This is a genomic window from Shigella sp. FC1967 (genome assembly GCF_001743005.1).
In the GTDB taxonomy this organism is placed as follows: domain Bacteria; phylum Pseudomonadota; class Gammaproteobacteria; order Enterobacterales; family Enterobacteriaceae; genus Proteus.
This window is the reverse complement of record NZ_MIIZ01000155.1, coordinates 1-10419: the sequence shown is the minus strand read 5'-3', so window position 1 is coordinate 10419 and position 10419 is coordinate 1. Positions and strand designations below refer to the sequence as shown.

Annotated in this window: 11 protein-coding genes; 4 read left to right on the top strand and 7 right to left on the bottom strand. The window is 37.5% G+C overall.

Annotated features, from left to right (window positions below; genetic code table 11):
• Positions 1 to 350 precede the first annotated feature (350 nt).
• The 4 genes from potA to potD all read left to right on the top strand — a co-directional run bounded on the left by potA (position 351) and on the right by potD (position 4243).
• Positions 351 to 1466, top strand: coding sequence for a spermidine/putrescine ABC transporter ATP-binding protein PotA (gene potA, locus BHE89_RS01470; RefSeq protein WP_069366991.1), 1116 nt, complete (start codon positions 351 to 353; stop codon positions 1464 to 1466).
• The gene (potB, locus tag BHE89_RS01465; protein WP_023583058.1) at positions 1450 to 2310 is read left to right on the top strand and encodes a spermidine/putrescine ABC transporter permease PotB; all 861 of its coding nucleotides are present in this window, start codon (positions 1450 to 1452) and stop codon (positions 2308 to 2310) included. The genes potA and potB overlap by 17 nt, the downstream gene beginning before the upstream one ends.
• On the top strand, positions 2307 to 3086 hold the full coding sequence (gene potC, locus BHE89_RS01460; RefSeq protein WP_069366990.1) for a spermidine/putrescine ABC transporter permease PotC: 780 nt from the start codon (positions 2307 to 2309) through the stop codon (positions 3084 to 3086). The genes potB and potC overlap by 4 nt, the downstream gene beginning before the upstream one ends.
• Before the next feature lie 113 nt (positions 3087 to 3199).
• Positions 3200 to 4243 (top strand): spermidine/putrescine ABC transporter substrate-binding protein PotD, encoded by a 1044-nt coding sequence (gene potD / locus BHE89_RS01455; protein WP_069366989.1) that lies wholly within the window; start codon positions 3200 to 3202, stop codon positions 4241 to 4243.
• Between the two features lie 288 nt (positions 4244 to 4531).
• On the opposite strand, the gene BHE89_RS24665 is transcribed toward potD, so the two are convergent.
• From BHE89_RS24665 to BHE89_RS01425, 7 genes are all read right to left on the bottom strand, one after another.
• A complete protein-coding gene (locus BHE89_RS24665) occupies positions 4532 to 4678 on the bottom strand; it encodes a helix-turn-helix domain-containing protein (protein WP_286145815.1) in 147 nt (48 codons plus the stop codon).
• A 25-nt stretch (positions 4679 to 4703) separates the two neighbouring features.
• A complete protein-coding gene (locus BHE89_RS01445) occupies positions 4704 to 5777 on the bottom strand; it encodes a fimbrial protein (RefSeq protein WP_069366987.1) in 1074 nt (357 codons plus the stop codon).
• The gene (locus tag BHE89_RS01440) at positions 5777 to 6295 is read right to left on the bottom strand and encodes a fimbrial protein (protein WP_069366986.1); all 519 of its coding nucleotides are present in this window, start codon (positions 6293 to 6295) and stop codon (positions 5777 to 5779) included. Before BHE89_RS01440 ends, BHE89_RS01445 begins: the two co-directional genes overlap by 1 nt.
• Positions 6295 to 8496 (bottom strand): fimbria/pilus outer membrane usher protein, encoded by a 2202-nt coding sequence (locus BHE89_RS01435; RefSeq protein ID WP_286145817.1) that lies wholly within the window; start codon positions 8494 to 8496, stop codon positions 6295 to 6297. The genes BHE89_RS01440 and BHE89_RS01435 overlap by 1 nt, the downstream gene beginning before the upstream one ends.
• Positions 8497 to 8551: 55 nt before the next feature.
• A complete protein-coding gene (locus BHE89_RS24660) occupies positions 8552 to 8851 on the bottom strand; it encodes a FimD/PapC N-terminal domain-containing protein (protein ID WP_141008251.1) in 300 nt (99 codons plus the stop codon).
• Entirely contained in the window at positions 8851 to 9309 is a 459-nt protein-coding gene (locus BHE89_RS01430; protein WP_286145816.1) for a fimbrial biogenesis chaperone, read from the bottom strand. The genes BHE89_RS24660 and BHE89_RS01430 overlap by 1 nt, the downstream gene beginning before the upstream one ends.
• A 322-nt stretch (positions 9310 to 9631) precedes the next feature.
• Positions 9632 to 10192 (bottom strand): fimbrial protein, encoded by a 561-nt coding sequence (locus BHE89_RS01425; protein ID WP_069366984.1) that lies wholly within the window; start codon positions 10190 to 10192, stop codon positions 9632 to 9634.
• Positions 10193 to 10419 lie beyond the last annotated feature (227 nt).

The window sequence follows — 10419 nt, the reverse complement described above, 5'->3', positions numbered from 1 at the left end:
GGAAAATAAGGCAATTAGACAACTTCTAAGAGAAAAATTATTTAATCATAAACTTAATCGATTTTTATGATTTATATGAATTAATAGCCTTTTGATTTCATTGCATTTTTAATATAAATTATCAAGGGCGTGGTTTATGATGAAAAACTTAAATATGAATAGTTTTTCATTGTTTATGCGCCTTTTTGCTTTCAATTTCACGCCACTGCGTTTATTATTTTCCGCTTGTACTATACATACGGCGTCGCTGGTTTTGGGCTTCTGTGGAGCATAATGCTCCGGCAGCTCACACAGTCTTTTCCAGTGGCGGTTCTATCTGCATTATTCTTCGGGATAGAGTATTACCTTAAATGACTGAGAAAACATCTCTGATACCAGTTGTCGAATTAAAATCCTTAAGTAAAGGTTTCGACGGAAAACAAATTATTTCCCGCCTCGATCTCACTATCAACCATGGCGAGTTTTTAACCATCCTTGGTCCTTCGGGCTGTGGTAAGACGACGGTTTTGCGTTTAATCGCGGGTTTAGAAGACGTTGATGATGGGCAAATTATCCTTGATGGGCAAGATATTACGGATATCCCAGCAGAACAACGTTTTGTAAATACCGTTTTTCAAAGTTACGCGCTTTTCCCACATATGACGGTTTTTGAAAATGTCGCATTTGGTCTTCGTATGCAAAAAACACCTGCTGATGAGATTAATAGTCGCGTTGAAGAAGCCTTGCGTATGGTGCAACTTGAAGATTTCGCACAACGCCGTCCTGCGCACCTTTCTGGGGGGCAACAACAACGTGTCGCGATTGCGCGTGCGGTTGTGAATAAACCCAAGGTCTTATTGCTTGATGAATCATTATCGGCACTGGATTACAAATTACGTAAACAGATGCAAAATGAATTAAAAGCCTTACAGCGTAAATTAGGGATCACCTTTATTTTCGTGACTCATGACCAAGAAGAGGCGCTGACTATGTCAGACCGGATCGTGGTGATGCGTGAAGGCCGTATCGAGCAAGATGGTACTCCGCGAGAAATTTATGAAGAGCCAACCAATCTGTTCGTTGCGCAATTTATAGGTGAAATTAATATCTTTGATGCGCGCGTTCTTCATCGCATTGATGAAACGCGGATCCGTGCTGATGTTGAAGGTCATGAATGTGATATCTATACCACATTACCTGTGACACAAAACCAGCCACTCAAAGTATTACTTCGACCTGAAGATCTCCGTGTTGAAGAAATTCACGATCTTGAAAACCTTCCTGGGCTAATTGGTTATGTTCGTGAACGTAACTATAAAGGCATGACGCTAGATTCTGTTGTTGAGATGGAAAATGGCAAGGTGGTGATGGTCAGTGAATTTTTTAATGAAGATGATCCAGATGTTGATCACTCGTTAGACCAAAAAATTGCAGTAACTTGGGTTGAAAGCTGGGAGGTCGTGCTGGCAGATGAAGAAAACACGTAAACTATTTCAAAACATCGTAATTACAGGTGTTGTGGGTTGGTTGATGGTGTTCGTCTTCTTGCCGAATATCATGATCATTGCGACCAGTTTTTTAACTCGTGATGATGCCAATCTTGTCGAGATGGTCTTTACACTCGATAACTACTATCGCTTATTTGATCCTATGTATGCAGAAGTGTTACTGCATTCTATTAATATGGCGGTGGTCGCAACATTAGCGTGTTTACTATTAGGTTATCCCTTTGCTTATTTCCTTGCAAAAATGCCTAAGAAAATACAGCCATTAATGTTGTTTTTATTGATTGTACCTTTTTGGACAAACTCGCTTATTCGTATTTATGGATTAAAGATATTCCTAAGTACGAAAGGTTATTTTAACGAATTCTTGTTGTGGATTGGACTTATTGATAAACCACTCAGAATTATTTATACCCCAGAAGCCGTTGTGCTGGGGCTGGTTTATATTTTATTACCTTTTATGGTATTACCGTTATATTCCAGCATTGAGAAATTAGATAAACCTTGTTTAGAAGCAGCGCGCGATTTAGGGGCTAATAAATTTCAAACCTTTATTCGCATTATTATTCCATTAACCATGCCGGGCATTATTGCGGGTTGTTTACTCGTGATGTTACCTGCGATGGGCTTATTCTTTGTTGCTGATTTAATGGGGGGCGCGAAAAATTTATTAATTGGTAACGTCATTAAGAGCCAATTTTTAAATATTCGTGATTGGCCTTTCGGTGCAGCCACAAGTATTTGTTTAACCTTGGTGATGGGATTAATGCTGTTTGTGTATTACCGAGCCGTGAAGTTACTGCATAAGAAGGTAGAAATAGAATGATAGGACGGTTATTGCGTGGTGGATTTATGTCCATTATTTACGCGTATCTTTATATCCCGATCATCATTCTGATAGTTAACTCTTTTAACTCATCACGTTTCGGGATTAATTGGAAAGGATTTACCACAGATTGGTATGCCATTTTATTTAATAATGACAGCCTGCTTCAAGCGGCTGGGCATTCATTAACAATGGCAGTCACGTCTGCGACATTTGCGACATTAATTGGCTCATTAGCGGCGGTTGCACTTTATCGCTACCGTTTTCGTGGCAAAAAATTTGTGGGTGGAATGCTGTTTGTTGTGATGATGTCGCCAGATATTGTTATGGCGATCTCTTTACTTGTCCTGTTTATGATCCTAGGTGTTTCATTAGGATTTTGGTCGCTTCTATTTTCACATATTACATTTTGTCTGCCATTTGTTGTGGTTACTGTGTACTCACGATTAAGTGGATTTGATGTAAAAATGTTGGAAGCAGCTAAAGATTTAGGGGCGGGTGAATTTACTATTTTACGTAAAATCATTATGCCATTAGCAATGCCAGCAGTGGCTTCAGGTTGGTTATTAAGCTTTACGTTATCTATGGATGACGTCGTCGTTTCCTCTTTTGTGACGGGGCCAAGCTATGAAATTTTACCACTGAAAATTTATTCAATGGTAAAAGTGGGGGTTTCGCCAGAAGTGAATGCACTTGCAACCATCCTTTTAGGTCTATCCTTAATATTAGTGTTAATTAGTCAGTTGATCTTAAGAGACAGAACTGGCAAAGCGTAAACAATGTATTAGTGCGAGTTTCTCGCACTTTTTGGGGTCTTGAAGACCAATCTGTTGGAGGTAGGCTCGCTGCCTATTTGATATTAACGCATCAACCACTGAAGGAAACATAAATGAAAAAGTGGTCCTCAGTACTTGCTGCCAGCGTAATGGCATTAAGTATCGGCACAGCATCTGCTGATGATGGTAAGACATTATATTTCTACAACTGGACGGAGTATGTGCCGCCTGGTTTGCTTGAACAGTTTACGAAAGAAACTGGGATTAAGGTGATTTATTCCACCTATGAATCCAATGAAAGCATGTATACCAAGTTAAAGACCTACAAAGAAGGTGCTTATGATTTGGTGGTTCCTTCCACTTATTTTATTTCTAAAATGAGTCATGAAGGTATGCTACAAAAAATCGATAAATCAAAACTAACCAATTTTGATAATCTCGATCCTAGCTTATTGCATAAATCATTCGACCCAGAAAATGATTATTCCATCCCTTATATTTGGGGGGCGACGGCTATTGGTATTAATAGCGATGAAGTTGATGTGAGTAGCATTACTTCATGGGCAGATTTATGGAAACCTGAATATAAAGATAGCTTATTACTAACCGATGATGCTCGTGAAGTGTTTCAAATGGCTTTATTGAAATTAGGCTATTCAGGTAACACTACAGATCCTAAAGAGATTGAAGAAGCGTATAAAGAGCTACAAAAGCTGATGCCAAATGTATTAGCATTCAATTCAGATAACCCCGCTAACCCTTATATGCAAGGGGAAGTTAATTTAGGGATGATTTGGAATGGCTCTGCATTTATTGCTCGCGATGCGGGTGCACCGATTGAAATGGTGTGGCCAAAAGAAGGGGGTATTTTCTGGATGGACAGTTTGGCTATCCCTGCTAATGCCAAGAATGTCGAAGGTGCTCATAAACTTATCGATTTCCTATTACGCCCTGAAATTGCAGCAAAAGTCGCAGAAAATATTGGTTATCCAACACCTAATCTCGCCGCACAAAAGTTACTGCCAAATGTGATCACAAAAGATAATTCTCTTTATCCAACAGAAGAGATTATTAATAAAGGTGAATGGCAAAATGATGTGGGTGATGCAACGGTATTATACGAAAGCTATTACCAAAAATTAAAAGCAGGACGCTAATCGCGTTTGAATATAATTTGAAGCCACCTGAAAGGTGGCTTTTTTATAAAAAAAGAAGAAAAAAGAGAGTCAGTGATAAGCAAAAAAGGTAAATAAGGCTATGCTAAATTAAAATCATTCTTAATACAGCTTTTCGGCAAATTAACCGATTATTTTTTTTTCTTGAGTTTTTTTTTTTCGTTGTTCAATACAATGACGCATAAATCACTTTGTAAAAAAAATAAACTAAATATGAAACATCAAAATTTTTTCAGAGATACGATAAAATTAATTCGATACTGATCCCTATTAGTTCCCACGTTCATAACGAGAAAGCTGTTGCTGGCTTATCTCTAATTCTTTTGCAAATAACGTCCCTGAGCATTTTAATTTTTTTCGTAAATGGCGTATTCGCTGGCCTATTCGAAAATTAATGGTTTTGCTGCTATCTATCATTTATCAGCCTTAAAAATACAAATCATTATTGATAAGAAAATGTCAGACTGGCTAACCCGTTTGCTTTACCAGGTTTTAATGTTCCAGTTGTGATATACCGAGTCGACAGGTTTAATGTGTAGTTTTCGTTATTAGACGTTGTTATATGAAGTAAACGTTGATTAGGTTGTCCCGTGGCACTAATGTCGGGTCCATAAGTGACTGGGCTAGGGTTATCATTAAAGAAAAACTGAATACCAATGCCTGATGCATCTGAATCTGATGTTAAGGTGAGGGTATCTGTATTATTAGAATAAGTGGATTGGTCTGTCATGCTGGCATACAAGTGAACATTAGTATCACAAGTTACTGAAATAGATTTGGTTTGTGTTTTTGATGTCGAGCCGATCGCACTCATATCCCGCATTGAGATATCACCTAATTTATAAGTGAGATTTTTGGTATTAACTGTACAACCTCGGGCCTTAATGGTGATTGTTACAGGATTTATTGCAACAAGTGAGGTGTTGTTACCTTTATGACCGCCACCATATTCAGACCACGTATTTGCAATGACAGTGTAAGGAATATTATAAACACCCGTTTCTAAGTGCTCGTCAGTGACAACAAAGACAACTTTTGCTTTTAATGAAACACGATCTACACCTTTGTTGACTGTTGATCCGACTGCGGGATAAATAACCGTCGCACTTGAGCCTGTGCCTACATCAATAGGAACATAAGAAACGCTGTCATTGTTATCTTTTAAACCAAAGGCATAACCAATGCCTTTTACACCAGCAAGGGCATAAACGGGATATCGATTACTGCCTTCGTAATAGTAAATGCCACTTATTTTTGAACCTAATGCATTAGCATAAAGGGTTTCAACCCAGCATTTTTGTAGAAATTTATTCTCACATTTAAAACCATTATAAACGGATGTTTCTCCAATCCATGTTGAAGTAATTGGAGTACCTGCGGGGGTTCCGTCTGCTGCACCATCAAAACTCATCGGAACCGGAGATACAATGAGCGGATCTGCTACTGCCCACGCCATTTTTTCAGGAATAAGCACTAAAAAAACCAGTAATGATAAGAAAGAAAGGGAATATTTCATTATTGGTACTCCAGTAAAAAAGTCGTGGTTGCATTAGCTTGACCTGAACTTACAGGTAAATGTGTTGCGACGTAGCGGGCATAGAATTGCAAGGTATTATCTTGATTAGGCAATAAGGGGTAAGGTTGGCTCTTTTCATTGATGGCAATAGGTGTACCTGACTTATCCATAAGCGCAATAGCAACACCTTGAGCCCCATCTTGATTAATCGCAAGCAATGTATTATCGGATGTAGACGGTGTGCCTTTGAAACTGACTTTTACGCCGCTGGCTTCGGGTTGGCAATCTATCAACTTAATACTAAAAGGGATAATCGGTGTACGTTGTTGAGCAATTGTCGTTGAAGTGAAATCTTTCGTCGCAATATTACCCAATTTTACCGTAATGTTTTTTGAATTGGTTTCTACCGTGCAAGTGTTGCCTGTCACTCTGGCATTAATTTGGATCAGCGTGTCATAGGTATTGCCTTTGCTTATAGAAAGTATCAATAAAGCTAAAATAACCATTAATCTGCGCATTATTGGCACTCCTGTGTCATCTTTATAAAGGGCTCATTATGTTGTTCAGAAGGTAATTGATAATTGACTTGGCAATGTTTAGAGGATCCATTGCCCCAGCGAACATCCAATAGGCCTGAATGAGGGACGCCAGAGAGGTAGAGCAAACCGTCATCGCCCACAATACCGGAGAGATGGTTTTGCTTATCGGTGGCAATTGCACCGAAAGGTAAAGGCCGCCCTTGTTGTTTTAGTGTCAGTAATAAGCGATATCCCGTTTTAGCGTCAAAGTTAACTTTAATAACGGCACCTTGAGTGGGAATAACTTGCTGAATATTTTGTTCAATCTCGACATTGTCTGGGAGTGTGGTGGTATCAAGTGCCACTTTATTTTGACGATAAGCTGTCGCATAAGGAATAACAGCAAATCCGCGCCAATCAGTATAAATACCCGTCGCATTATCAATAGGGACATCTGCTGTTTTGTCAGCATCAACGAGAATAGTATTTGAGCTTAATGGCTGACTTAATGTGATCCCTTCACTATGTAACAACATACCGCCTGCAAGGCTGTAATTGAGTTGTTGAGCATCTTGATGGTAGTTATAGCCAGCATTGAGATTGCCATATCGGCTTTGATATCCAAGAGAAGCACTGCCTGTATAACTCCCTCCTTGATTACTATATCCCTGTTGAACACTGTAATTTAACGTATTGTCATCGAGTAATGTGCCAGCAACACCTGCATTATGGGCAGAATAGCCGTTATTATTATGACTGTAATTATAAGTGAGATAGGCACTATTACTTGATTGATAACTTGAAGGCATAAGAAGTTGTAACGGAATAGAAACCCCAAGAGAAAGTGTTTGATCCCGTTCCCCACTGTTCATCATGCGGTTATAACTATAAATAATGTTGTAAGAAAGCCCTTTAATATTGCCGTTATAACCTGTTTGGACTAATACGTTTTTCTCATTTGTTCCCCAATAGTTTTGCCAGTGTGTTGTCATAAAAACAGAGCCATAATCGGCAAGTTGTTGTGACAAATTGATCTGGAGACTGCCTTTTTTATGATTACGCAGATCAAAATAACGCGAAGGTGTTTGTTGATTATCTTCATAGAGATAACCAGACATACTTGTGTTGAGCGTCTCTTCCAGTGTGTAAAAGCCAGAAGTAGAATAGCGATAGCCTAATAACTGAAAATTAGTACCAAATTGGTTAAGTGATTTTGCGTAGAGAAAGCGTAAAGAGTAGCCCTCTGATATTGAATCATCAGGGAGTTTGCTATGAGCAAAAGTGATATCCGTTGACATGGCACCCAAGGTGCCCATATTTTTACCAACCCCAAGCGCATAAGATTGATATTCTGCGGTAACTAAAGCGCCACCGTATGCCGTTGTGTCATAAGGTAATCCATAGATCAGATGGCCTTGCAAAAAGCGTGGTTTTTTATTTTGATTATTTTGGCGAATTTCACCTGCTTGGATCACAAATTGTTTTTGACCTTCTCGTTGTAAAATGGGCACGGCAGAATACGGCACAACATAATCGTGTTTACTGCCGTCATTTTCTTCAATCGAAACATAGAGATCGCCGCTATTTGATGTTGGATAGAGATCTCTAATTTCAAATGCGCCAGGGGCAACAAAGGTTTGATAAATAATATAGCCATTTTGTCTTATAACGACTTTGGCATTGCTATTTGCGATCCCCCTAACAATAGGGGCAAAACCTCTTTGGCTATCAGGTAACATCGTGTTATCGCTTTCTAAGGAAATACCTCGGAAATTAATGCTGTCAAAAAGTGCTGATGACGTATAACTGTCGCCAATTTGTAATTGGCTTTTTAGTGACACAATATTGCGTTGAAGATAAGTATTGATATGGTTCCACTGATTTTTTCCATTTGATGAATTCCAAGTGGAATAATCTCTTAATCGCCAAGCACCAATATTGATCCCACTACGTAGATTGAGATAGTAACTATTATTATGAGAATTTCCCCAACTGTTGGCGCCGCTAAAGGTATAATTTAATATTCCTGCAGTAATGCCGTTATCCCATTTCTCTGGTGGAATATAACCACGGGCTTTAAGATCTAAAGCTGCTTGAGGGATTTGAATTTTTAATGCTTGTTTATCAATATCATAATTAACAACAGAGTCAGGAATAATATCTTCAATATTAATACATTGATTATCTAAGGTATTTTCAATATCAGAAAATATTTTAATATTAATACCTAGTGATTGATAAAAAGATTTATTTAAACTAAGGAATTACAGTTTTATCTTGGCTAATAAAATGAATGTTTTCTGTTCTCAGATACTCATGATTAAAAATAATATCAAGAGGATAATCTCCCGGTTTGATACTATTTCCAGCTTCAAAATAGCTTAAATCGGCGACAGAATCAGGAGAATCAGCCAAAAAAGCAGGATTAAATCGGTTTGCACTGTGTGCCAACAATGGCAACGCCATTGATATAGTCATAGCACCAGAAAAGAAAAAATAAACTGTATTTTTATTAATCATGTTTTTGACCAAGACGCTTGGAGCCGATGCAATCATTAATGAGAAATTTCTTTTTTTAATACTGCCGTCTGCGCGCCATAATCATTTATTGTTTGAAATGAAATTAAGCTCGCATTGCTCTTTATTTTTCCTAACATTAATTGAGAGAAAGGATTGATCATGATACTTGCAGGGAGTTTATTATCCGCTACTGCTAAATTCACCATAGTGATATGATAAGGCGTTGGGTTATTCGCAATAAGCTCACCATTCTGGTAAGAAAAAGAAATCTCATTTGCAACTTTTTCATTATAAGCAGGCAAATTTCCAGGGCGATAAAAAAGCTTTATGCGGCTCTGTATTGCGATTTGTAGTGTGTTTTCATTAGCGAGTTCATCTTGTAATGACGGGATCACTTTTACATTCATCCAAAATAAACTTTCTCTATCTTCAGGTAGAGATGCACCGGTATACATAATTCTTAATGCATTTTCTTTATTTGCATCAAGAAATATATAAAAGGAGGTGTTACTATAAAATCGTTATTTTTAACGCCTTGATTATCAGAAACCCATGATTGAATTAAAAAAGCTATTTTCTTTATCGGAGTTAGTAATAACAAGGTTGGTTTGTTTAATATTTGAATTATAAATAATACGTGTAGCACCTAATGAAACACCATTAGAATAAGATAATAATGGAAAGAGAAAAATAATAAGAAATATAAGTATTTTTTTCATGATTGAAATATATTAGGTAATGAATATAGGGTAATTGTATTTTTGAGAAAAATATGCCGTCCTTGGCAATAAGATATCAATCAAAAATAATTAGCTATTAAGAATAGGTCACCATAAAGTTTGTGGTAACGTTTGCGCTACCCGCCTTAACGGTGTCATCTGTTGAAACAAGAGATGCGTTATAATTTAATTGGTTTTCGCCTTCAATTAATTTTTGAGTCGTTGATGGTTGGCCTGGAATAACATTTTTACTGCTGGAGTCAGTAATTTTTAATGCGACATTTGCCGCCGCACCACTACCTTGTAATGCAAATGCGCTTGCATCGCCATCCGAAGCGGTACCATTAAAAGTAATTGCAGCTAATGTTGAAACGGTAATATCGCAGTTATTTAATTTAATACTAAAAGGAATGCGACCTGTTTCATCACCTTTTTTAGTAAATTCGGCAACACGGAATTGACCTAAACGAACAGTTTGGTTTGCTGAGCTACTATCAACACCACAAGCTGCATTAACAACAGAACCTTCAAAGTTAACAGTACCGCCATTGACTGTTACTTCTGTGGGTGCAGGAGTAACAGTGTCTTCTGCAAATGCAGGAGTGGCAATCACAGCCATTGCAGAAGTGATAATTGCAGATAATAATAACTTTTTCATTAATTATTCCTATTTTTTAAATATATATCTAACCATTAACTTAATAAATTAAGATAATAGCTAACTCTATTTATCCTCTATTTTTAAATAGAGAATAAAAGGGGGATAAATGGTTTTTAGACGTGTAACGTAAGACTATTTATATATATTTAACAGAGGGCAGATTGCCGCAATTATCGTAAAAACGATAAAACAGTTATATTCATACCTAAGTCAAATTTACAAAA

What these genes read in the sequence shown, in the direction of transcription:
- potB (WP_023583058.1), top strand. Translation starts at nt 1,450, where the DNA reads ATGAAGAAAACACGTAAACTATTTCAAAACATCGTAATTACAGGTGTT.
- BHE89_RS24660 (WP_141008251.1), bottom strand. Translation starts at nt 8,851, where the DNA reads ATGATTGCATCGGCTCCAAGCGTCTTGGTCAAAAACATGATTAATAAA.
- BHE89_RS01425 (WP_069366984.1), bottom strand. Translation starts at nt 10,192, where the DNA reads ATGAAAAAGTTATTATTATCTGCAATTATCACTTCTGCAATGGCTGTG.
- BHE89_RS24665 (WP_286145815.1), bottom strand. Translation starts at nt 4,678, where the DNA reads ATGATAGATAGCAGCAAAACCATTAATTTTCGAATAGGCCAGCGAATA.
- potD (WP_069366989.1), top strand. Translation starts at nt 3,200, where the DNA reads ATGAAAAAGTGGTCCTCAGTACTTGCTGCCAGCGTAATGGCATTAAGT.
- BHE89_RS01445 (WP_069366987.1), bottom strand. Translation starts at nt 5,777, where the DNA reads ATGAAATATTCCCTTTCTTTCTTATCATTACTGGTTTTTTTAGTGCTT.
- potA (WP_069366991.1), top strand. Translation starts at nt 351, where the DNA reads ATGACTGAGAAAACATCTCTGATACCAGTTGTCGAATTAAAATCCTTA.
- potC (WP_069366990.1), top strand. Translation starts at nt 2,307, where the DNA reads ATGATAGGACGGTTATTGCGTGGTGGATTTATGTCCATTATTTACGCG.
- BHE89_RS01440 (WP_069366986.1), bottom strand. Translation starts at nt 6,295, where the DNA reads ATGCGCAGATTAATGGTTATTTTAGCTTTATTGATACTTTCTATAAGC.